The following is a 23,661-nucleotide window of genomic DNA, read 5'->3' on the forward strand; positions in this document are numbered from 1 at the left end:
CTAAACCCGACCACGTTGCGGCTGTCTGTTCCACTCAGCCGACGCACCGGCTTCCAACAGCGAAAGTGTTAGCCATACCGACTACCAGGACCCGTCGTCACGTACCGTCAAGTCCACTCCCCTCGCCAGAATACCTGGCGGTCGTGGGCAGTTTCGGTCAACACCACGATATACAAATAGCCTGGATGATTTTCCAGGCTAGCGTGTATCATCTTGACATGGTTGAAACGTGTTCACCAAGGCAGTCGTTTTCGCTTAAACCTGATCCCCAAACAATCCAAGACCAGGATCACCCTTAATGCTCGCCGGCTAATCGCCCTTGGTCTCACTCTAGGCCTTTTTATCGCGACGACTGGTCAGTCCGTTGTTGGGCGTGACTGGCAGTGTGGTCACAAACTGGGTGCCGTGGGGGTCGTTTTCCTTGGCCACGATTGTGCCGTGGTGCAGGCTGACAATCCAGCTGGCGATTGACAAGCCCAGCCCGTTGCCGCCGGTCTTGCGGCTCCGCGATGAATCGACGCGGTAGAAGCGATCAAAGATCCGTTGCCGGTCGGCGCTCTTGATGCCGATGCCTTGATCGGCGACCACCAGTTGCCACTTGCGCCCGATTAGTTTGGCGGAAACAGTGATGGTACTGCCCTTAGGCGAATACTTCATAGCATTATCAATCAAGATATTCATAAGTTGGTGAATCAAATTTTGATCCAGCGTCACGGCAAAATCAGTGATGGGCGCCAGCACCAATTTTTTGCCCTGACTGGCGGCGATTTCCGTGTAGGGTTCCACCGTATGATCCAAGAAACCGGCCACGTGGGTCTTCTCAAAGTTCGTCTGTAGCGTATTGGAATCCGACCGGGCCAGCGCCAATAGATCCTGGGTCAGCTTTTGTAGGCGTTGACTTTCGCTGCTGGCAATCGCGATATTTTCGGCCTGATCAATAATTTTATCGTTCGGTTTGGTCAACAGGAGTTCCAATTTATTTTGAATAATCGTCAAGGGCGTCCGCAGCTCATGGGCAGCGTTGCCCACAAACTCGGTCTGCCGGCCCCACGACCGTAGAATTGGCCGCATAGTCAGGCGCGACATCCAGACGCTCATCAGAATGGACAGGAGCCAAAAGACCCCCATCGTAATCAACATGACCTTGGTAAAGGTGCGCATCGCGGCCTTTTGTGGGTCGATATTTTCCAGGATCAAAAGGTAATGGCCCGCCAAGGTCTTGTCAGCGTTGGTAGTCGGCACCTTGACTAGCAATGTTCGGAAATTGTATTTACCGTTGATCGTAATCGTGTGCAGACGCCCCTGCTCACTGGTGTCCAGCGTGATATTTTTCAGCGTGTCGTAACGCGAGCCCAGCTGTTCTTTATTGAGAATCTTGCCGTTACGGTCAAAAATCAGCGTGGTGGTCATGAAGGGATGGATGGCCTTGTGTCGCGTTTGCTGCAGGCCCTGGTTGGCGCCTTTTTGGCCAAAGGGTTGCTGGGTGGTCGTCCGTGGCGGCCCAGCCAAACGCGCACTGCGTTCGACCCGCAACGTTTGGTCCACGCTGGTCAGAATCGTCCGCCGAAACAAGACGAAGACGATGACCCCCAGCAGGACGAAGATGACGGTGAAGCCGATGAAGCTGCTCCAGAATAGCCGCCACTGTTGCGCGCGATTTACTTTATTGCTCATCGGGGGCCTCCATGATGTACCCCGCATTGCGGATGGTCCGTAACGACAGGTTGCTGCCGGCGTTCTTCAGTTCCTTACGCAAATTGCTCATGTAGACTTCCACCACGGACAGGCTGGTCTCGGAATCAAAGCCCCACAGCCGGTTGAAAATTTGTTCCTTGGTGATGATGGTGCCGGGATTGGCCACCAAATAAGCCAGCAGGTCAAACTCACGGCCCTTCAAGGTCAGTGGTTCGCCGTTAAAGGTGGCTAAATGCTTGCTGGTGTTGATTTCCAGCTGGCCGAGGGTAATTACATCGCTGCTGTTCAAATGGCCGGTACGTTTCAATAACGCCTTCATCCGCGCCAGTAATTCCTCACGGTGAAACGGCTTAGTCACGTAGTCATCGGCCCCATCATTGAAGCCCCGCAACTTGTCGGCAATCGTGTCCTTGGCGGTCAAAATCAAGACGGGGGTCTTCACGCCCTTGTTGCGGATGTGTAACAAGAGGTCCAGCCCACTTTCGCCCGGCAACATCAGGTCTAAAATAATCGCGTCAAACACGTCTTGACTCGCAAGAAATTCCCCCTGCTCGCCATCATAAGCCGCCGTGGTCTCACAGATGGGGGCAATCAGCTCCACAATATCCGCGGACAATTCTTTTTCATCTTCAACAACTAACACCTTCGCAGTACTAGGCAACGGGCATTCCTCCTTGAAATTTCTTCTTTAATGTTCATTCGTTATTTATGACACTGTCTAAATCGTCCGCCTTACCGCCCGCCAAATATGGGCTGGAACGCGGTGGGCGGACCGGTCGAGCCAAAGAGCGGTCTCGACCTCGCTTTGAGCCGAAGCCCCTGTCTCAAAGACGCCAGTTCCCTAAGCGACCAGAATCATGTCGCTAAGAGAACTCCCACGGCTGAGCCCATATTTGGCGGGCTCACGGCTACGGTGGTGGTTGCCAGCAATGTGTACCAGAAACAGGAGCGACTTCACACAACAGTTCCTTGGGGTACAACCATGAAGCAAGTTCGCAGGGATAGCATTCACTGAAAGCTGAGGTTTTCTAGAACACTAGTTACAGTAACGCTTGCCAATCATGCATCCTGGCAGCATCACATCAAGCGACTAACGGTGACACGCTACGCAGCCAACGCATCGTGGCTTGAACGCACCCATCTTGCCGGAGCCAGGTAGGGGTGGAGCCTGCTATGGGGAAACGGGCTTCCAGTTCGCTGGGGCCACCCCTGGCAGCCTCCGGCAAGGATAGTGGGCTTAGACAACACTGCGTCGCAACGTATTCCGGTAGTCGGTACGGGTAGTCAGTCCACTGAAACCCATACTAGCGTCAAACGTACTGAAAGCGACTGCGGTAATTGGTCCAAACGGCTTGACTTGCATCTGCTGGCAACGCGTCCCATAGCCGAGAGTTCGCTAGATAGGCGTTCAGCTGTGGGAGTTCCCTTAGCGGCACGCTTCTTGGCGCTTAAGGAACTGACAAGTTGGAGACGTGGGTTACCGGCTCCAACTTGAGGTCCGAGACCGCCTTTTTGGCTCGGGCCGGCGCCCTCAGCGTTCCAACGCCTATCTAGTGAACGGTAAGGCGGCCAGCCCCAACCATACCGTCAGTGTGCTGGCTAAAGTTTACCACCCCGCAACGATTGACCCAAGTAAAATTATACCCTACACCATTAACAATAACAGAACCTTAAGTTATTGGCCTTACCAATCGCTAAGTTTTTGCGAAGTTTAACGCCTCCCTCACGGAACTATCAGCAATTTGCGGTAGACTTTTGTCAAGGCAACTTGCTATGGTATTCTATAAGGACAGACGTTTGTTGCGCGTTCGTTGTCCCTATTAACGATGAGGGGCGCCAGCTGATCCACCCGGCACTGATTTAGCTGTGGCAATCGGTTAGGCCACCCCAGCAACACAAACTACGATTTATGCACGATTCATTAAACGGAGGGGTATTCATGAAGCAACAACGGCACACCTTAGCGGCACTGCGCGTTAGCCGGTGGGTGTATGGGGGAGCATTCTTGATTCCATTCGTCATTCTGTGTCTAATCTTTTGGCGACTTAAGGTGACACCGTTTGGCCCACGGAACCTATTATTGAGCGATATGGGGACGCAGTACGTGCCCATTTTGGAAAATTTACGGGCGACACTGTTACACGGTCAGTTTCATTTATTTTCATTTTCACTGGGGTCCGGTAGCGGGATCATCCCCCTGCTGACCTACTACATCATCAGCCCGTTTAACCTGTTGGTCTTTGCCTTTTCGGCGACCAAGCTGCCGATTGCGGTCACCTGGATCATCATCCTTAAAATCAGCACAATTGGGCTGACCATGGCCTTCTTCATTCGGCACACCTTCTTGCGCAGCGGCTGGTCCATGCTGCTGTTCACGACGGCCTTTAGCCTGTGTGGCTTTGTCAGCATGTACTTTTACGACATGATGTGGCTGGATTCGCTGATCTGGCTGCCGCTGGTGGCATTGGGGCTACACCGCATCGTCAGCCTACACCACTACGGCCTGTACACCATCAGTCTGACCGCCACGATTATTTGTAATTATTATATGGGTTATATGACCTGCCTGTTTTCCGTCATGTACTTCATCTATTTGATCATTGAACATCAACCGACGCCCACACCGTTCAAGGACGTCTGGCACATGCACTGGCCGGCGATTCGCCAATTTACGGTCGGCTCGCTGCTAGCCGGGGGCATGTCGATGGTCGTCTTGATCCCGACGGCACAGGGGATGCTACTGACGGGCAAGAGCAATTTCTTCTTAAACAACTACCTACCCACGCCGATGTTTGGCCCCGAAGTCTTGGCCCAATTTGCGCCGGGAACCAGTAGCTACCTGTCTCACCTGTACCACGCGCCGTCGCTGTTCATGGGCACGCTGATGTTTCTGCTACTCATCGTGTTCTTCGTGTCGCCGCAGGTCAAAGCCGTCGAGAAGAACCGCACCATGTGGCTACTGATCGTCATGGGGTTAGGCCTGTTCGTCACGATTTTAAATACCGCCTGGCACATGTTCCAGCAACCGGCCGGCTTTCCGTACCGCAACGTCTACTTCTTCACGTTCCTAGCCCTGGTCACGGCCTACCGCGCCTGGCAAACGCACCCCGCCCAATCGATGAACGACCCGCAAAAGGTCCTCGCGTTGGTCTGGGGCGTCGGCCTGCTGGTCATCGGCTTCTTGAGCGCGCAAGTCATCCCGGTCGTTTGGGATCACCTGCTACCCAACTACAACCACGACCTGTACGTCCTGAGCCAGCCGGCCTTTCACCTGGTGTGGCCGGCACTGGGACTGTTGTTGCTCAACACGATGCTGTTGTTCATCAGCGAATGGCGGCCCGTGCGCATTGGCTTGCTGGGCACACTGCTATGCCTGGAGCTGGGCGGCAACTTTTTGTGGGCGACGCAAGGCATGGAATTTGGCTCGCAACCCAAATTTGAAAAGTACTTCCGGCAGGATTCACAAACGTTGGCCAAGGTCTCGGCGGCCAAGGCCAAACCAAATCTGCACCGCATCGACTTTACCCACGATGAAATCGGCAAGGCCTACGACGGTGCCTACAACCACTACAATGATCCGCTGATGTACCGGTATCCGGGTATCAGCTCCTACAGTTCCACGCTAGTCGAACAGGCCCGGGTCTTCCAACACGACCTCGGCTACTTCAGTCCCAACGTGCGCCGGATCAGCCCTCAGGGGTACACGCATTTGACGGACACCTTGATGGGCGTCAAATACCGCCTGCACGGCACGACAGTCAACCGGCTGAACGCTTACGCCGGCATTGGCTTTGCCGTTCCCGCCGAATTGGCTCACCTGCAACTCGACGACCAAAGCGCCATGGTCAACCAGGAGTGGGTGTTACGGGCACTCGGGGCCCAACCCAACACTCTGTCCCCCGTGAAAGTCTTGCGGGTGAAAACGCACCGGGCCGCCGTCAGTGACCTCAAGCGCGTTTCCCGCACCACGGAACTGCCTGGTCAGCGTTTCATCCAAACCTTTACGGTGCGCGTCACCGCGACGGGGTTGCTGCACGGCTATTCGCCAACCAATTCCATCGTTTACTCCAGCCTAAAGGTCAACGGCAAGTCCATGAAACCGGCAATCAACGCCGACGGCTACCGCTACCTGATCAGCCTCGGTCACCACACGCGCGGCGAAGTCTTGAAAATTAGCTACGTCACCCAGGGACCGCTGCAGGGATACGGCAACCAATTTGCCACGCTCAACCAGCAGCGCTACGAAAAATTGGTCACCAGCCTGAAGCAACAACGCTTCAAGCTACGTGCCAAGAGTGGCGTCACCTGGCTGTCCGGCGACGTCACGGGGACGCCGCAACGGTCGCTGCTGTACCTGGCCATTCCGGACACACCGGGGTGGACGGCCAAGGTCAACGGTCGGCCGGTCAAGATTCAATCGGCCATGCACGCCCAGTCGCTGATCCCCGTACGGCAAAACTACAAGGGCATGATTGGCGTGCCGCTGCACGTCGGCAAGAACCACGTCACGCTGACCTACACGACGCCAGGGCTCAAGTTGGGCGCCATCATCAGCGCCGTCAGCCTGGGACTCTTCGTCTTCTTGTGGTTCGCCGCAGAATGGCACCGGCCGCTCAAGCACCATGAGGGTGCAAAGTAGCGTAAATCATTGCCTACGGCTGCCAGGGGTTCCGCCTGCTATGGGGGACGCCTCCAGCCTGAGGAGCGGTCTTCCGGCTCGCTTGAAAGCCTGACACAAAACCGCCAGTCTCCCAAGTCGCCCCACGCTGTAGGCTGAGATAAGACCTCAGCCAACACCGTCGACACAGCTGGCTCCACCCCTGACCTCCTCCGGCGGCGATGGTCGTGGCCAGACACGTGCGCTTATTGCTAGCCCACTCGGTGGTCGGCAGCCAATGACCGCTAACGTAGCCGAGAGCTCGCCCAATATGAGTTCAGCCGTGGGAGTTCTCTTGGCGGCACGATCCTGGCCACCTAGGGAACTGGCGTCTTTGAGACGTGGGCTGCGGCTCAAAGCGAGACCGAGACCGCATTGTGGCTCGGTCGGTCCGCCCACCGCGTTCCAACCTCATATTGGGCGAGCGGTAGGCGGCCAGTACGAACTACGTCATGGCAGCCGCAGGCACTGGTCTCATCCATGTCAAATAAATAAGCCACTACCCAGCGCCATGCATTGGCACTAGGTAGTGGCTTTTGTTTTACAAGAATTTCAATAATTGGGGAATCGTGCCGTTGTCCACGATGATGAAGGCCCCTAGCCCCAGGTAGATGGCCGAAATCACCCAGCGGTTGTAGCGTTCGATGAACGCACCGATGTGAGGCAGACCCGAAATTTTTTGTGCCGTGAAGACCAGCAGGTAAATCATAACCAGAAAGGTGATCAAGGTGGCCACCAGCTGACCGCGGTCCAGCGTCACGAAGTACGGGACGAACAGGCCGAGGTTGTCCGCCCCGCAGCTGCCGATCGTCACGATGGCCACGGTGGCCGTCAATTGGCTCAGACCCTTATTCTTCAATCGCGACTCCGCCCGCTCCTCGCCGGTGTCCGCCACGAACCAGACCCGGATCCCGAAGTAAATCGGAATCAGTCCGAGGAGTCCCAGCAGCCATTTTTCCGGCACGTAATGCAGGACGAAGGCAAAGAACAGACTCACCACGATCAGCGTGACCGAGCCCAAATACTGCCCCAAATAAATGTCGCGCACCTGTCGCTTGTCGGTCACCCGGGCGAAGTAAATCAACAGGATCACCAGTAAATCAACGGCGGTCGCAACGTAGAGCATAATGGCGGTCAAAACGGTCTGCAACATGACGGGCACTCCTATCTGTAGTGAAAGCATTTACAATTGCAGTGTAGCACACTTTCACCCCCTGTTGGTAGGCAATTTTAGCCACCCGCTGAACTAAAACAAACGACATCAGCGCTGGCCGATGTCGTTTGTTTACATTTTAAAATGAAATACCTCTTCACGGCTTGGTAGCGCCGTTAGCCAAAAGTCTTTACGTGACAAGGCGTTCGGCTAACGGCACAACCAGCACAACCAGCACAACCACGGACCCGTGAGTCATACGGCCAACACGTTGCGCATTGCCCATTACTCTGCTGGGCGAACTTTCGAACGGTCGCGGTCGTGCCGGTGCACGCGGTCCATGGTCCAGCGCAACAGGAACGGGGCCAACAAGGTAGCCACGATGATGGCGGCCACGATGGCGGAGTAGCGCACCGGTGACATCAATTTGGCTTGGTACCCAATCTGGGCGATGATCAAAGCCATTTCACCCCGGGAGACCATCCCCGCACCCACGGCGGTGGAACTGCCCCAGCTAAAGCCCGCCAGTTTGGCCCCACTGCCGGCACCGACTAGCTTGGTCAAGACGGCCACAATCGTCAAGACGACGATGAAGCCCAGCTGCTTGCCCAAGCCGTTGAAGTCCATGTTCAGACCGATGCTGACGAAGAAGACCGGAATAAACAGCGCGTAGCCCACCGGTTCAATGTGCCGGTCGACGGTCGAACGGGCAGTCGTTTGCGAAATCGCGATGCCGGCAAAGAAGGCACCGACCACGTCGCTCAAGCCCACCAATTCGGCCACGTAGGCCATGCCAAAACACAGGATGATGGCCATCAAAGTCGGCCCCATCGGAATCAGTAGACGTTCGCCAATCTTAGCCATGTACGGCGCCAGCCAACGGACCACGAAGTAAATTGCGGCAAAATAAATGACCTGTTCAATCGTCGTCAACAGTAGGCTCGACGACTGCGCGGCACTGTCGCCCACCGCCGTTCCGGTCGTGCTGACCAGTACGCTCAAGATGACCACGGCCAACACGTCGTCGACCACGGCGGCGCCCAAGATGGTCGTTCCCTCTTGGCTGTTCAGCGCGTTCATTTCCTTCAAGACTTCAACGGAAATGGACACGGACGTGGCAGCGAAAATAACGCTAATGAACAAACTTTCCGTGGTGCCCAGGTGGTAAAACAGCCCCACGGCGTAGGTCCCAATCACGGGGATCAAGACCCCCATCAAGGCGACCAGCACGCTGGGTTTCAGGTAGCGTTTCAATAATTGCAGGTCACTTTCCAGCCCAGCGATAAACATCAAAATAATGACGCCAATTTCCGCGAAGCTCTCTAGCGAGTGCGTCAGCGTGACCCACCCCAACAGTGCCGGGCCCACCAGAACCCCCACTAACAGTTGCCCAATCACCGCGGGAATCCCGATGCGGGTACAGTAGTGACCAACGATCGTGGTGGCCAATAAAATCAACGTTAAATCTTTTAGTAATTCCACAAGTTGCCTCCCTTTTGCACGAAAAAAGCGCCCGCCAAAACGGTCCTCCCAACCCAAGGAAGACATCGTTCTTGAAAGCAGCCGCTTCAACCATCTATTTTTTCAGTTATTCACAGTATACTTGAATTCCCGTCCCCCCGCAACTCAGACGCATTTGCCGCAGAAATTTCAACGCCAGCTAAAACTTAATTACCCGCTCAGTCATGAATCGTGGTAAACTAATAACGATTGTGAGGTGACACGTGTGAAGTGGCTTGAATCTAATTTAGTCGTGATCTTTTGGTCCGTTATCTTCGGCGAAGTTATGGGTTACATCGGTGGTACGTTGGAACAAATGACTTGGGAACCCCTGAAAATTGGGGTCTCGATGGCAGTTGTCGCTGTGATCGCGGTCAACGGGATCACGCTACTTAGCCGTGACGACCAAGCTTCCAGTGAAAAATAATTCACGTTGAGCATGATCGATAACCGAGCCTTGGCTAACGCTGAGGCTTTTTTTATTTGGCCAAAACGCGTCGTGGCGGGGACTGGCCGCCTTACCGTTAACATTGGCCGGCTCTAAAAAAAGCGCCGTAAAACCCCACTGGCTTTACGACGCTCCTTTTATTTCACTGAAGGTTGAAAGACAGAAATTAGCTGGAGCTACTGCTAGCATGCGACTTATAGCGTCAAAAATAGTCGTTTACAGCCACACAATACGAACTGGTCGCCTACCGTTCGCCAAATATGGGTTGGAACGCTGGGGCGGACGGGTCGAGCCAAAGGACGGTCTCGACGCCTCGCTTTGAGCCGAAAATCGCGTCTATATCCGTCACATAGCCGAAACGTGCGCCAACAGGCAACTGGTTCCGCTTAACACCGCTAGGCAAATAATCCAAGACCGGGATTATCCGCCTAGCACCGTTAATGCTCGCCAGTTAACCGCCTGTTGTCACACTCTCTTCAAGCGGCTGAACCCATATTTGGCGAACTCTCGGCTACGGTAGTGCGTGTTAGTAACAGTTGCCTTAACCCCAGATAGCAGCTGCATTGAAGACTAGTCTTTGGTTATCACAATGTCACTGATAACCTCCACCTTGCCGGAGGCAGCCAGGGTGGAGCCAGCTGTGTCGGCGGTGTTGGCTGAGGTTCTTTCTCAGCCTACAGCGCGGGACGACTTGAGAGACTGGCGGGTTTTGTCAGGCTTTCAAGCGAGGCGGAAGACCGCTCCTCAGGCTGGAGCCGTTCCCCAGAGCAGGCGGAACCCTGGCTGACGCAGGCGCCTGGTTTCATCAATTTTAGGTGTTGGAACACCGTCGTTGTGGCAATCAGCGCGTTAATTTTACTTTCAACCTTCAGTTATTTAATGTAATATGCCGTCCCGGTATTGTACGTCCACTTCAATGCGACGTGATGGTTGTAATGCGTGCGCTGCAGGATGTTTTCGGGACTGACCTGCATCCCGTTGGCCGCCTGGTAAATGCCAACGGCGTGGGCCGCGACATCCACGCCCAGCTGGTCACCTTGATACGTGCCGAAGCGACTCTTGAACGCGGTGGCAGTAATCGTGAGTTGCGTGCCTTTTTTTAGGTTCCAATTACAGTGGGCCAACCGCCAATGGCCGCGATAGGCCTGCGGAATCTGCGTCGTTATTTCCTTGGCGACCGCGGGTTGCGGTTGGGCCATCAACGTGCCCACGCCTAGGCTGACCGCCGCGACGGCCAACGTGGTAATCATTTTTTGTCTAAACATCATACGCCACTCCCTCCAGTGTTTATCGTATCACTGGTTGCGGGGTGTCAGCGTTATTTGTGAATTTGTTTGCAAGCTTTCATTACAAACGGCCCTACTGATTCTCCTCGGCGCGAATCTGATTCTTGATGCCGTTCATATCCTGATCCAGCTGGTGGACCAGTTCGGCCTTGGCAATTAGTTCGCGACGCAGCTCGTCTTGGTGCCGGACGTTCTTTTTATAACTTAATTCATGCTCCAAAGAGGCCCAGAAGTTCATCGCAATCGTGCGGATCTGGACCTCGACCGTGACCGCCTGCACCCCAGCCGACAGGTAGACCGGTACCGCCAAGATTAAATGCAGGCTGCGATAGCCGTTGGGTTTCGGCTTGGCCACGTAGTCCTTACGTTTTAACACCTTGATGTCCGGCTGCTTTTCCAGCCGCCGTTCCATGGCCAAGATGTCGTCTTCAAAACGCACGATGATGCGGATACCCGCGATGTCGTGCATCTGTTCGGGCAGTGATTCAAAATTAAAATCCAAGTGCTTGCGTTGCGCCTTTTCCAAGATACTTTCAGGCGACTTGATTCGCGACTGCAGGCTATCGACCAGCGTGTGGCCGTGTTGAATTTGGTATTCCTGGTCCAGGTAATGGATCTTGGTCTCAACGACCTGCACGGCACTGCGGTAATTCAACATCAACGTGCGGAAATTATCCAGCGCCTTGAGGGACGTGGGATCGTTGGGAAATTTCACGGGTAAATTTTGCTCAGTCATTTGCATTACTCCTTGTGGCGGATGATCCCCGCCAATGTCTGATTTCTGGGGCTAGCCACCATAACAATAAAAAGTTTAATAACAAGGTGATGGCTGTGAAGGTGAAGACACCGCTGTAGTCAAACCAGTTGGCCACGACCCCACCGAGCATCGCGCCCAGCATACTGCCCAGCGCCTGGAAGGACTGGTTCCAACTGAAGACGGTCCCGGTCAGCGACTGTGGCGCATTCTTGGTCAGCATCGTTTGCACGGCCGGAAAGAGCGCGCCATCCGAAATGCCGATCATGAACCGCAGAAGCCCCAGCAGCCAAACGCTGGTGACAAACCCTTGCGGAAAGTACATCAACACGGCAAAAATGTAGCCGAAGATCAGCACGCGCTGGGTCCCGTGACGGTCGCCGTACTCACCCAATTTGGGCGCTGCCATCAACGTGGAGATCCCGGGCAATGCCGCAATGATGCCGGCCACCAGGGTGATTGGCCCAGTGTGGTGCATCAGCTCACGCACGTACAGACTGATGATAGGCGTAATGGAATTGTTGCCCATCTGAATGAACATGGTCGAGACCAGCAGAACCACGATCAGCGTGGGATTCTTGACCTGTTTCAGCCAAAACCCGGCTTGGGCCTGGGCCGCCTTGCTGACGGGGGTGAAATGCTCGTGCACCAGCGTGGCGCTCAGGAAGAAGACGATGATCAAGAAGATCCCGGTCAAAATAAACGTCCAGCGAATCGAAAAGACCTGGGCCAAGATTCCGCCCAACACCGGGCCAATCAGGTTGCCACTGACGTAACCCGTGGTCAGAATTCCTAGCGCGTTGCCACTCTTGGCCTTGGGCGTTTCCGCCGCAATCAGGGCGCTGGCGTTGGGGATGTAGCCCGCAAAAAAGCCCTGCAAGAACCGCAAACCAATCAGCTGCCACACGTTGGTGACAAAGCCCATCATCCCAATGACAACGGCCATGCCCAGCGAGGAACGCAACAGCATCAATTTACGGCCTTTACGATCCGCGAGCTTGCCCCACAACGGGGAGACCACCGCAATCACCAGAAACGTTGCCGCGTAGGTCACCCCACTGTACATCGTCAATTGCCCGCGGGTGAAGTGCCCCAGGTCGTCCACATAAAGTGAGATGAAGGGCATGATTTCACTGAAGCCCATCCCCGCAATAAAAGTCCCCAGCCAGAGGACCGCTAAATTTCGCCGCCACTGTTCCGTTTTCCGTGTCCCCACGTTCGTCGCCTCTCTCATGATATCGTTATCTAATAGTTTAGCATACCTACGCCCTTTTGACGGACCAAAAAAAGCCGCGACCATCGCCGCGACTCCGCTTCTATTCTGTGGTTTAACCCTTGACCCCAATCACTAATGCAACCAGTAAAATAATCAAGACTAACGTGGTGATGGCCACGTACAAATGATCCTTTTCCTTATAAAACGCGTAGATCGACACGACCACCCGTAAGACCGGCGTCAAAATCAAGCAGTACACGCCGAGCATCATGATGGCATAGGGCTTCAGTTGCCAAGTGCCGGCAAGAATCATCCCCATTTGCCGTGGGACGAAATCCCCCGCGTAGCCCGAATAGCCCGTGATCAAGAAGAGCGCCAGGCCAATCAACATCACGATGGCCGAGAAGATGACCCCGACCTGTAAGATACGGCCGATGATCGTTTCGACTTGAGCCATTTCCCTAGCCGTTGTTGGTTTTTCTGCCATTAGAAGTGAACCCCCAATCCTTTAAATAACATTTCAAACCCAATGTACAAGATGATGGGAATGAAGGCGATGCGAATCCACCGTGCTGGCAGGACCTGCATGATCCGTGAACCAATCACGGCCCCCACCAGGATGCCCAAGGCCATTGGCACCGCGATGCCGGGTAAGATGGCGCCATTGAAGAAGTACACCGTAGCACTAGCGGCGGCGGTAACTCCCATCATCAAATTGGACGTCGAGCTGGATGGCTTCAACGGCATCTTCATGAAGGTGTCGAGCGCCATGACCTTGAAGGCCCCGGAACCGATGCCCAACAAGCCACTGGCCACCCCGGCGCCAAACATCACGGAAAAACCGGCGGGCACATTTTCCACTTGGTAGTCGACATCTTTCATCTCGGCCTTGTCGAAGTAAGTCCCGTTTAGCTTGAGCTTGGCCGCAATCTTATCGGGTTCGACCCGTTGTAAGACTTCCTGACCACGCCGCAACTTACGGTACATGTTCCACCCGGAGAAAACCAAGAGGCACCCGAACAGTAGGTACAGGTACTTGGGGTCAAGCACCCCGGTCAACAAAGCCCCCACAATGGCGCCGATAGTCGTCGCAATTTCCAAAAACATGGCGACCCGTAAGTTCAACACGTTGTCGCGCAAATAAGCGATCGTTGACCCGGAACTGGTCGCAATCACGGCAATGATGCTGGCCCCAATGGCGTATTTAATATCTAATCCCATCCCCAGGGTTAGAATTGGCGTGATGATCATCCCCCCACCAATGCCCAAAATGGCACCGGCGATTCCGGCGAAGATCCCCACGGCCAACATAATAATAGCTGTATGAATCATAAGTTTGCTGTCCTCCTATACAATCCAAATTACTTAACTGATTATCAACCTTTGCTGGGCTGGCGGCAAGTTTGTCAGTCGGTAATTGTCAAAATGATTGTTACATCATTCACTTGGTTAATTGTGATAATTTAAGCGTTAGTTCAATTACCAGCCTTCGCTTGTGTAATAGCATTCAAATAATTGTTTCACTAGGCCGCCGCAGTGGCCGTAAGTCAACCGCAGATAAATGACTCAGCCCCAAGCGGTGAACCGGTTTCACCACAAAGCCGCCTAACCATATCAAATAAATATGGCTAGGCGGCTTATTTTGTATTTAGCATATATTTAATAACTATCAATGAAGCGCTGTAACAGTGGGCTGGGCGTGATTTGTTCCGGCCACACCAGTTTCAATGTCGTGCGCCACGGCTGGTAACGAATCAACCGCACCGCCGTTTGCGCCCCGCTGGTCTGTTCGGCCACTGATTGGGGCACGACCGCCACCCCCATCCGCGACTCCGCCCACTGCACGGCGGTCCGGGCATCGTCACAGGTGCAGGCGATAAAGGGCGCCATCTGCTTGGCCGCAAAGGTCGTTTGAAACAGGTGCTCGAAGCGCCGATAAATAATCAGGGGCACGCTGGCCAAGTCCTCGACCTTCAGCGTGGCCGCCGGAAAGTGGTCGTATTTCTTGGGAACCACCGCGACCATGGATTCCGTCGCCAGTTCCTTACTGGCCAACCCCGGTGCGGTAAAGGGCGTCCGCACGATGGCCACGTCGATCAGGCGCTTGGACAACCGGTCGATCAACCCATAGGTGTTGTCTTCGAACAGCCGAATCTGGACCTTTGGGTAGTGGCGCGTCAAGGTCCGCAACTTCGCGTTGGGCGTGGCCCCGATGGAAGAAGAGATGACCCCCACCGATAACACACCAGCCAAGCCTTGGCCTAACGAACGGACCTGACTGTCGGCCCGTTCGCGTAGATCCAATAACTGCTGCGCGTAGTCGCGCAACAACTGACCAGCTGGCGTCAGGGTCGTTCCCGTAGCCGACCGATTCAACAAAGTCACGCCCAAATCCGCCTCTAGTTGCTTGAGCTGATAACTCAAGGGGGGCTGGGCCATGTGCAGTTGCTGGGCGGCCGCCGTAATCTGGCCGGCGTTGGCCACCGCTAAAAAGTACTCCAATTGTCGAAAATTCACGTAACCCCACTCCCACCGTTTTTTCTTATTATACCAGAACGGTTAAGGCAGGCCAGTCTCGTCGGTGACGGAACGCCGCTTGGTATCGGCCTGATTCTGAGCGCGGTCCTTGGCCGGGAGATTTTCGTGCAGAAGATATTGCCGGATCAACAGGACAATCTGCTTGTTTTGCGGCAGATCCGAGTGCGTCGTGTTGTCGCCGGTCACCGTAATTTGCGTGTAGTGGGCTACCTGATTTTGAAAGACGTACTTCCCCTGATTGACACTGTTGGCGGGGACGGTCCCGTCACTGGAATAGTTCTCGGTACCGGCCACCGAGTACACCGTCAGCTGCTTGGGAAGTTGCTTTCGACCGGCAATCAGTTCTTTGAGCATCGCCGTTTGTTCCGTGGTACTATTCGATTCCATGTTGTATGGCGTCGCAATCGTCATCAACCGGTCGATGGCCACGTGCTTGGTTTGCGCAAAGTATTTCTCTAAGAACAAGCTTAAGATCAAGCCGCCGTTGGAGTGCCCCATCGCCGAGAAATGATTGAAGTGATAGGTCTTGACCAGATCTTTGAAGGCCACGTTCAACCACCGAGCCTGCTTATTGATATTGGCATAGCCGTCGTGATTATTCTCAAAGGCGATGACGATGAAGGGCTGATTGTCGCCCCGGCGAATGGACCCGGTGTACGACAACTGGCCATTTTCAGCGACCTTGACCTTCAAGACACTGTGGGCCACCTTAGTCTCCTGGCGCAGTTGCGTAATCAGACTGTCAAAGCGGTTCTGACTAGCACTGGAGCCCGGGACCATGATGGTCGGATTCAATGGTGTTTTATAATTTGTTTTGTATTGAGTGATCCGTTGATGCATCCACGCCGTGCTGGGGAAGAAAATGGCCAGCACGACCAGCACCCCTAATCCCCAACGCCACCAATTACGCCGCATGGTCTTCACCTCCCGCCAGATTGCTCAGTCGTACGAAGGGCAGATAAATGGCTACAGACAACGCCAGGCAGATTAGGCTCAATAACAGTGCGCGCCAGTCGCCACCGGTCCCCAGGTAGGCGATCAAGGGACCGGGCGTCGTACGTGGAACCGGGTAGACAATGGGCGGCACCAATTTCCAGGTGATGGCACACCACGCCACGATGATGTTGACGGCCGGTGCCACGATGAAGGGAATCAGTAAAATCGGGTTAAAGAGCAACGGCAATCCCAGGAGCGTGGGCTCGTTTAAATTGACCAGATTCGGCAAGAAGGTCTGGTTGGCCACCCGCCGATAGCTGGCCTGCTTGGAGCCCAGCCAAATCGCCAACAATAGCGCCAACGTCATGCCGGCCCCACCGAAGTTGGCGTAGGCGTCCCCCAGCGTGTGTAGCGTGACCGGATTCGGTGCGTGCCAGCCTGACCCGTGCTGAACCGCGTAGGCCAGGTTCTGAAGCGACGTGACCGAGCTATTGCCGGCCAGTGAGACGGGCCCAATCAGCCCCAGCCACCACAGGCCGTTGTTGATCGCCGTCACGGCCAGAATCATGACCCCTTGGTGTCCCGGGTTGGTGACCATTGCGTTTAAGCCTTGGTAGACCAAACCGTTCAGACCACCGTCATTCAACCAACTCAGACCATAGCCCAGGCCGGTCGTGATGGCCAAGACGATCAGCAACGGCCAGGCGACGCGGCTGGTCCAGGACAGCTGACCCCATTGTGGGTGCTTCAAGGCCCACTTGCCCAGCCAGCCCATCAAATGACAGCCAAACCAGCCGACCACCAGGCCCACGACCACGGCCAGAAAGATGCCTTGGGGACCCAGGTTGTTCTCCATGAACTGGGGGATGGCATCACCATTGCCCCGTGTCGGTGTATTCAACGCCTCGTAATTCACATTTAGCGTTAAAAAGGCCAGAGCGCTCATGACGCCCACGGCCAGAGCATCTCCCCGGTAGGTCCGCGCCAGGTAGTGTCCCGTGGTAAAGGCCACCATCACCGCCACGATACCGTTGATCACCAGACTGATCACCTGAAACAACTGGCGCCACAGGTCGAGCCCCGGTAGCCAGCTCCCCACGTGATAGATCTGAAAGAAGAACCCGTTATTGGTCAACAGACTTTGGCCGATGACATCGATCAAGGTCATCACCAAAATAAATGGATACGCGACGCGAAAGGCTTCCTTGATGGCCCGCATAGCCCGCCACTGTTCAATTCGTTGGTTAAGCCGCCACAATCCCCGCAACGGTTGTCGTTTTCCCGTCATTTACGTTTACCCCCTACCCGATTGGTTACCTCTTATTATACGAGTTTCCCCAGCGGGGGGCCGGTAGACGCCTTATAAATTTAATTATCAAGGCTAACGATCCTGTTGCCGCTTCAGTGCCCGCCAAACCGTACTGGGACTCATCCCCAGTTGCTGGGCAATCTGGCGGTACGTCAGACCGGTGGCACGGAGTTTCTGCAACTGGGTCAGACGGGGGGACGGAGCTGGTCCCGCCGGCGACACTTGCGGCGCCGGCAACAGCAACGGGGCTTGGGGTTGCGGCGCACTGAGAATCAAAGGTGCCGTGTGTTTGAACCGCGCCAAGGCGTTCACCACGTAATGGGTCGTTTGCGCGTCCCACAACGCATTGTGTTGGTGCGGATTAACGATGTTGAGTAATCCAGCCACCCCATTGAGCGGCAGATAGTGCCGACTAGCATGCTGGTGATTGCTACGATTGATCACCTCGTTGGTGTACAGACTGCCATCGAAAACGGCCAGCGGCGCCTGCAGGATGGTCCGTTCTTCCGTGGTCAGCTGATCGTAATAAACAGACACGGTATTTTTCAGTAGCCGTAAGTCATTGCCCTGATCCCAAAAGACCAGTGGTAAGCGGCGGGCCAACACCTGGTGAATAAAGGCGCGAATGACCCGCAACGGTTGGGCCTGATGCTCGAATGCTTCCAGGGTCAGCCCTGTTTCCTTCAGGCCCCGTAGTTTCATCTCCGCCGAAAAGTTGGGATTGTCCAGGTACCGGTTGAAAAAGATATCCAGTGGCCGAGCGTCTTGATACCCCAACGCTGCCAACTGGAACACACCCGCCTTTTCACCGGCCACCGTCGTGCGGGTCATGGCGATATCGTCGCCGGTTCGCTGCGTCTTAAACAAGACCCCAAACTCACAGTCGATGACCACGTAGCTTTGGGGGATACTGGTCAAGCGACGCACCGTGGGCCACACTTCTTTTAATTGCTCGGGCGCTTGTTCATTCGGCGTCGGGGTAGTCTCCGGTAGCTTCAGTCCGTGATCTTGCAGCCGTTCCGCTAAGGTCAACTCGTCACGGTCGGTCTCATATGTCAGGACCTTCTTGGCACTCAACACGAAGATGCGGCCGGAATTAAATGTGATTCGAAACCGGTCCTTGTGATCGACGATGATGCGTTGGACCTTGCCCCAGCTGTTTAACGCCGGTCGCAGCGTGGTTCCCTGTTCGACCTGAAAAATCGCGTAACCGACCAGAAACAGGTTGTGCGTCTGGGCGGGCGCGTTGCTCGACGCCTTCTGTTCTAAATACACGATTCTGCTAGTCACGTTCATCCCCCATTTCGCAGCGATGACCTGTCTAAAAAAGAGAGTGGGAAAGGCGATTAGCCGGCGAACATTAAGGCTGATAACCGAATAATCCTGGTCTTGGATTGTTTGGTTATCAGTTTTAAATGGAACCGGCTGCCTTTTGGCGCACGTTTCAGCTATGTCAAGGTGAAGGCGACGGGGCTGGAAAGTTTTGTCCCAGGCCCTTCCCAGCTTACGGTTCCTCGACCTCAGCCGTGGCAGATTCCGCCATGGCTTCGGCGACCACTTCGGGCGTAGGCGCCACGTGATCCGGGCTCTGTAGCCAGGCACGACTCTCCAGGTGACTTAAAATAAACTGATTCTCTAGAAGCGTGCTGTATTCTTCCACCGAGATCAACACCACGTTACGCTTGTTCTTACGGGTGATCATTAAGGGCTCTTGGTTGTTGCTCACGGTCTTCATGTAGTGCTTCAACTTTTTACGAAAATAAGGATAGCTCGTTGCGTCCATCAGAATTCCTCCCCAGGTTCTTAGCATGACGGGCAATCAGTCCACCTCGCCATTTCCGGCAATTGCCGGTTTCACTTGCTAATGATTAACTCCAATACTACCGGATAAAATTGCCGTCGTATAGAGGCTTTACACAACATTTACATACAAATTTCGTTATACTAAAATGTTTATTTTGAAAATCAATTCCATAATAAAAAAGCCGGGCCAACGCCGCGACTTTTCCATCAATGATGTTGATTTAAATACCGGACAACATCCCGGCCGAGGTGGTTCATGGCTTGATATTGCTGGTACTGCCGGCCTTGCTGGGCCATGACGACGATCGTGTAGGTCCCCTGTTTGGTCCTGAACAACGCCGCATCGTTTTGGACGCCCTTGGCTGGAAATTCACCCGTCTTATTGAAGACCGTGGCGTGCGTTACCAGTTTGGGCAGCTTGCTGTGATTGCGACAATGACGCAATAGGGTCAGCATTTTTCGGTCATAGGTCTTGCCCAGCAGCTGATGACGATTGACACGCGTCAAAAAGCGGGTCAGATCATGGACCGACGTGTAGTTGTCGTGGCCCCGGTTCAACGCCGCGGTATCCAACATGTAGCGCCGCAAATGGGTGTGCTTGAACCCAAAGTGCTGCGCCGTTTGATTGACCCGCTTGAATCCGCCCAGCTTCCTGATCAGAGCGTTAGTGGCGGTATTATCAGAATAATAAATCATCCGCTTAAGATTGCCCTTGACCGTGCGCGTCAGTTTCAAGTGGTGGGCCTGGGCGCGCTGAAAAATCGTGAGCATCACGTAAACCTTGATCGTGCTAGCGGACCGCTGCGCCCGCACGCGATGATTGCCGGTGGTCACGCTCACGGGGTGCTGGCCCAACCGCGTGACCTTGACCGACCAGCGCCCGTGGACCGCATGCAAGTCACGTTTGATAATTTTTTTAATCGCCGCGGGTCGTGCCGTCCCCTTGGCCTGCGCCGTGGTCACCGGCAGGCCGCTAGCCAGCACGCCCACCAATGCCAGTAAGACACCGAATCGTTTTAATCCTGTCATCCGTCACCCTTCTTTGCCCCCTAGCGCTGCTTTTCCGCCTCGCTAATGACACGCTTGACCCAGCGCTGCGAGTAGCCGTATTGGTCGGCCAACGCCTTTTCCGTCATCTGGGGATACTTTTTCTTAATTGCCGCCACCGTGCCGTCACGTCCGTACAATTTCATGGGTAAATTCAGTTGGGTACCGCGAAATTCCTGGTAAAACTTTAGCATTTCTTCCGTCCCCAACAACTCATTTAACCTCTTGTAAACACCTTGTAATGCCTGTGTATCAACGTCCATATCCCTAACGACCTCCATTTGCTTACAGGATTATTATCCCCAAGATAGCAAAAATTGCTGGCATGTGGAAATCAACGCGACATCTTAGGCCTGCACGCGCAATTGCACGCTAAATTGCTTGCATCGTTACTTGTGAACATACTTACGAACGGTGCGTTCCGCCAACTGATAATGCGCACTGAGCTCATGGACCGAGGCACCGGCCAGGTACTCATCTTTCACCCGGTTCACCAGGGCTTCGCGCCGCATCAAGCGCATGGGAAAGCTCACCGTGCTGCCCCGAAAATCTCGGAAAATCTTCAGCGTATTCTCCTCGCCAATCAATTCCGCCAATTCTTGATAAATGACCTGCCAATCACGTTTGTCCGCTTCCATGGCCCCCACCTTCCGCAAATTTTTCGGTGCCGGTCGCTGACCGATTGGCGCTTTGTGGCCGGCCCTTCTCCCAGTCGCCGCTCATCAGCCATTGCCACCAAACGGGCGGATTATCCGCCAGCTTAATTACCGACACTGCATGTCATTAAGCATACACTAAAATTGGCAAATTGGGTGGGGTAATTTCACGTTTTTTTACGATTGGTCCATGCTGTCGGTATACAAAAAAGCCCGTGACGGCACCGTCCGAGCTTTCCTTAACGCCAATTTATCAACACTGGTCTACCAATTCAACGAGTTACCAACTAAAATTTCCGGATTGTGATTGCTCATCAGGTAGGCCTGGCCATCACTGCCAAACGTGAGCCCTTCAAATTCCCGCGTCGACGCGAAGCCAGTCCAGGTCACATCCGCCGCCGTTAACGATCCGTTGCCCGCCAATTTGGCGACTGGTAAGCTGGCAATGGAATCGTCGGCGACCAAATACAGCCGGTCGTTGTGCGGATTGTACGCCAGGCTTTGAACGCAGGTCCCCGGCCCGTGTTCTAAGATCTGCTTGGTCAAGCGGAAGTGCACGTGGTTGCGGGCAATCGTGCCCTGATACAGGTAAACGTTCACCGGATCCGGCCGCGTCCAGAAATAGGCGTGCCCGGCGCGGTCAAAGGCCAGCACGTGGCCACCGGGAACTACCAGAGTCTGTGACTTCAACCGGAAGCGAATCTGGTGGACCGGCTTGAGGGAGCTGGCGCTGATCTGTTGTAAGACGCCGTATTGACTCAAGTTGATGCGCGGCGCCGACTCCTGGTCGCACCACATATAGAATTTGCCCGTCGCCCAATCGTACGCCAGCGACTGGCCGTGACCCGTGGTGAAGGCCGGCCCCACCTTGATGGCGGCACGGATCTTCATCTCCTGTGGCGACTGCGCGGCGGCATTCGTGTACACGCGTTGGACCTGTTGCGGCGTGGCTTGTAAATTGTTAAGCGCCGCCATGTCGAACCGCACGATGCGGCCGCGGTTATACCAAGCCGTCGGGCAGTAGACCACGTACAAATACTGGCCGACCACCGCCGAACTTTGCGGGTCACCCCAGGCCTGGTGTTGATAGCCTGGGATCGGCAGCTGGTATTTCGTGGTAAACGTCACCGGGCTCCCCTGGTCGCTGGCAATCGTGTTGACGCCGTGCGGATTGGCCGCGTGGGCATAGACGCTCGGTACCGGCACAAAATGGACCAGGCTGTCATCCAATGACGTCAAATGTTTCGGCGTCGCCAAGGCCGCTGACGACTGCTGAATCCGTGGGACCGCCTGCGCATTCACTGGCGCGGCCGCCATCCCCAAACTCAGGATTATCGCCCCAAGTAAACCAATTTTTCGCATAATCCCTCACCCCCCAATGTTTTCAGCCAGTATAAGACTGACTGGGCACTGCGGGGGTCTCAAAAGGCTTCTGCTACTTGCTAAACTTACCAACTAATCTTGTTTCCGCGCAAAACTTCCGGATTGTGGTTGCACAACAGGTAGGCGTGGCCGCTCTTGGTGAAGGTCAAGCCCTCAAATTCTCGTTTAGAGCTAAACTTGGTCCACTTCACGTTGTGCTTGGTCAGGTGGCCTTTGCCCGCTAACTTGCTGACGGGCAGGCTGGCAATCGAATCGTCGGCCACCAGGTAGACCCGTTTGGTATGCGGATTGTAGCCCATGCTTTGGACGTGCGTGCCGGGACCGTGCTTCAGGACCTGATGCGTTAGGTGAAACTTCACGTGATGGCGCGAGATGTGCCCGCGATAAATGTAGACTGTGTGCGTCGTCGGTCGACTCCAGAAGTAGGCGCGACCCTGTTTATCAAACGTCAACACGTGGCCGCCGGGTGCCGCAAAGCCCTTGTACTTCAGTCGAAATCGAATCTGATACCGCGGCGTCAGGCTCTTAGCCTTGATTTGTTTGATGTACCCGTACTGGTTCACGGGTGTCGCGGCTGATTTTTCCCGGTCACACCACATATAAAGATGATGATTTTTCCAATTGTAAGCCAGCGATTGGCCGTGGCCGGTCTCAAATGGCTTGCCAATCTTGACCGCCGCATGGCTGGCCAACTGGGCCTTGGCATTGCTGGTGTACGCCGTCTGTAATTGACGAGGCGTCAGGCCCAATTTATTCAGCTTGTGCATGTCATAGCGCACGATGCGGCCTCGGTTGTGCCAAGCGGTCGGCGTGTACAACACGTAGAGGTACCGGCCGTTCGTCGCCAGACTTTGCGGATTGCCCCAGGCTTGATTGTGGTACCCCGGTAGCGGCAGGAGGTATTTGGTCTTAAAGGTAATCGCGGCCCCCCGACTGCGCGCAATGGTGTTGCGGCCGTGCCGATTCTTGGCATGGCGATACGTGTGCGGCGCCTTGACGTAGTGGACGTGGCTGTCATTGACCATGCGCCGCTTGCCCACGCTTAACGCCGCCGACTTTTGATGATAGGTGTGGTACGCCTGGACGGTCGTGCTGTTGGTCAGGCCCAGCCCCAACGCAACCAGAAGCACCAGCCACCAGTTTAATTTTTTCACTGCTAACACATCCCCCGCTTTAATAAATGTCTGACTTTCCGATCCACAGTCTTACTTACCATTCAGTTTACACGCCTCAGCACCCCCGCGTGGTCTACGCTGACTGGTAACCGCGCCCGGATAACT

21 protein-coding genes are annotated in these 23,661 nt (G+C 54.8%); 2 read left to right on the forward strand and 19 right to left on the reverse strand.

Annotation, left to right across the window (positions count from 1 at the left end; translation table 11 throughout):
- Positions 1-330 precede the first annotated feature (330 nt).
- Together LKH74_RS05435 and LKH74_RS05440 are read right to left on the reverse strand one after the other, a co-directional pair.
- On the reverse strand, positions 331-1,674 hold the full coding sequence (locus tag LKH74_RS05435; protein ID WP_287788547.1) for a sensor histidine kinase: 1,344 nt from the start codon (positions 1,672-1,674) through the stop codon (positions 331-333).
- Positions 1,664-2,356 carry a response regulator transcription factor gene (locus LKH74_RS05440; RefSeq protein ID WP_135367309.1) on the reverse strand — a complete coding sequence of 231 codons (693 nt, stop codon included), beginning with the start codon at positions 2,354-2,356 and terminating at the stop codon, positions 1,664-1,666. Before LKH74_RS05440 ends, LKH74_RS05435 begins: the two co-directional genes overlap by 11 nt.
- A gap of 1,278 nt (positions 2,357-3,634) precedes the next feature.
- On the opposite strand from LKH74_RS05440, the gene LKH74_RS05445 reads away from it, so the two are divergent.
- The gene (locus LKH74_RS05445) at positions 3,635-6,334 is read left to right on the forward strand and encodes a YfhO family protein (RefSeq protein WP_287788548.1); all 2,700 of its coding nucleotides are present in this window, start codon (positions 3,635-3,637) and stop codon (positions 6,332-6,334) included.
- Between the two features lie 559 nt (positions 6,335-6,893).
- On the opposite strand, the gene LKH74_RS05450 is transcribed toward LKH74_RS05445, so the two are convergent.
- Together LKH74_RS05450 and LKH74_RS05455 are read right to left on the reverse strand one after the other, a co-directional pair.
- Positions 6,894-7,505: a CadD family cadmium resistance transporter gene (locus LKH74_RS05450; protein WP_287788550.1), complete on the reverse strand. Its 612-nt coding sequence runs from the start codon at positions 7,503-7,505 to the stop codon at positions 6,894-6,896.
- Between the two features lie 285 nt (positions 7,506-7,790).
- Complete coding sequence (locus LKH74_RS05455) at positions 7,791-8,987, reverse strand: cation:proton antiporter (RefSeq protein WP_135367306.1); 1,197 nt, start codon at positions 8,985-8,987, stop codon at positions 7,791-7,793.
- A gap of 244 nt (positions 8,988-9,231) precedes the next feature.
- Here LKH74_RS05455 and LKH74_RS05460 point away from each other — a divergent pair, with 244 nt between their 5' ends.
- Positions 9,232-9,432, forward strand: coding sequence for a YjzD family protein (locus LKH74_RS05460; RefSeq protein ID WP_135367305.1), 201 nt, complete (start codon positions 9,232-9,234; stop codon positions 9,430-9,432).
- 893 nt (positions 9,433-10,325) lie between these two features.
- Here LKH74_RS05460 and LKH74_RS05465 read toward each other — a convergent pair.
- The 15 genes from LKH74_RS05465 to LKH74_RS05535 all read right to left on the reverse strand — a co-directional run bounded on the left by LKH74_RS05465 (position 10,326) and on the right by LKH74_RS05535 (position 23,535).
- Positions 10,326-10,721 carry a hypothetical protein gene (locus tag LKH74_RS05465; protein WP_287788551.1) on the reverse strand — a complete coding sequence of 132 codons (396 nt, stop codon included), beginning with the start codon at positions 10,719-10,721 and terminating at the stop codon, positions 10,326-10,328.
- 91 nt (positions 10,722-10,812) lie between these two features.
- Positions 10,813-11,475 carry a GTP pyrophosphokinase gene (locus LKH74_RS05470; protein ID WP_135367303.1) on the reverse strand — a complete coding sequence of 221 codons (663 nt, stop codon included), beginning with the start codon at positions 11,473-11,475 and terminating at the stop codon, positions 10,813-10,815.
- Entirely contained in the window at positions 11,468-12,727 is a 1,260-nt protein-coding gene (locus LKH74_RS05475) for a multidrug efflux MFS transporter (protein ID WP_287788552.1), read from the reverse strand. Before LKH74_RS05475 ends, LKH74_RS05470 begins: the two co-directional genes overlap by 8 nt.
- A gap of 94 nt (positions 12,728-12,821) precedes the next feature.
- Complete coding sequence (locus LKH74_RS05480) at positions 12,822-13,196, reverse strand: DUF1634 domain-containing protein (RefSeq protein ID WP_287788553.1); 375 nt, start codon at positions 13,194-13,196, stop codon at positions 12,822-12,824.
- On the reverse strand, positions 13,196-14,041 hold the full coding sequence (locus tag LKH74_RS05485; RefSeq protein ID WP_125576142.1) for a sulfite exporter TauE/SafE family protein: 846 nt from the start codon (positions 14,039-14,041) through the stop codon (positions 13,196-13,198). Before LKH74_RS05485 ends, LKH74_RS05480 begins: the two co-directional genes overlap by 1 nt.
- Positions 14,042-14,368: 327 nt before the next feature.
- Positions 14,369-15,226: a LysR family transcriptional regulator gene (locus tag LKH74_RS05490; protein WP_287788555.1), complete on the reverse strand. Its 858-nt coding sequence runs from the start codon at positions 15,224-15,226 to the stop codon at positions 14,369-14,371.
- A 42-nt stretch (positions 15,227-15,268) separates the two neighbouring features.
- Positions 15,269-16,162 carry an alpha/beta hydrolase gene (locus LKH74_RS05495; protein WP_287788556.1) on the reverse strand — a complete coding sequence of 298 codons (894 nt, stop codon included), beginning with the start codon at positions 16,160-16,162 and terminating at the stop codon, positions 15,269-15,271.
- Positions 16,152-17,471 (reverse strand): PTS transporter subunit EIIC, encoded by a 1,320-nt coding sequence (locus LKH74_RS05500; protein WP_287788557.1) that lies wholly within the window; start codon positions 17,469-17,471, stop codon positions 16,152-16,154. Before LKH74_RS05500 ends, LKH74_RS05495 begins: the two co-directional genes overlap by 11 nt.
- A 93-nt stretch (positions 17,472-17,564) precedes the next feature.
- On the reverse strand, positions 17,565-18,782 hold the full coding sequence (locus LKH74_RS05505; protein WP_287788558.1) for a helix-turn-helix domain-containing protein: 1,218 nt from the start codon (positions 18,780-18,782) through the stop codon (positions 17,565-17,567).
- Positions 18,783-18,996: 214 nt separating this feature from the next.
- On the reverse strand, positions 18,997-19,275 hold the full coding sequence (locus LKH74_RS05510; RefSeq protein ID WP_167850126.1) for a type II toxin-antitoxin system Phd/YefM family antitoxin: 279 nt from the start codon (positions 19,273-19,275) through the stop codon (positions 18,997-18,999).
- A gap of 227 nt (positions 19,276-19,502) precedes the next feature.
- Complete coding sequence (locus tag LKH74_RS05515) at positions 19,503-20,324, reverse strand: serine hydrolase (RefSeq protein WP_287788559.1); 822 nt, start codon at positions 20,322-20,324, stop codon at positions 19,503-19,505.
- 20 nt (positions 20,325-20,344) lie between these two features.
- Positions 20,345-20,605, reverse strand: a complete 261-nt coding sequence (locus LKH74_RS05520; RefSeq protein WP_287788560.1) for a hypothetical protein — start codon at positions 20,603-20,605, stop codon at positions 20,345-20,347.
- A gap of 126 nt (positions 20,606-20,731) precedes the next feature.
- Complete coding sequence (locus LKH74_RS05525) at positions 20,732-20,980, reverse strand: Mor transcription activator family protein (RefSeq protein WP_135367293.1); 249 nt, start codon at positions 20,978-20,980, stop codon at positions 20,732-20,734.
- A 282-nt stretch (positions 20,981-21,262) separates the two neighbouring features.
- The gene (locus LKH74_RS05530) at positions 21,263-22,360 is read right to left on the reverse strand and encodes a hypothetical protein (RefSeq protein WP_135367292.1); all 1,098 of its coding nucleotides are present in this window, start codon (positions 22,358-22,360) and stop codon (positions 21,263-21,265) included.
- 86 nt (positions 22,361-22,446) lie between these two features.
- On the reverse strand, positions 22,447-23,535 hold the full coding sequence (locus LKH74_RS05535) for a hypothetical protein (protein ID WP_287788561.1): 1,089 nt from the start codon (positions 23,533-23,535) through the stop codon (positions 22,447-22,449).
- Between the last annotated feature and the right edge of the window lie 126 nt (positions 23,536-23,661).

The sequence above is a fragment of the Levilactobacillus sp. genome (assembly GCF_022646225.1).
Lineage (GTDB): Bacteria > Bacillota > Bacilli > Lactobacillales > Lactobacillaceae > Levilactobacillus > Levilactobacillus suantsaiihabitans.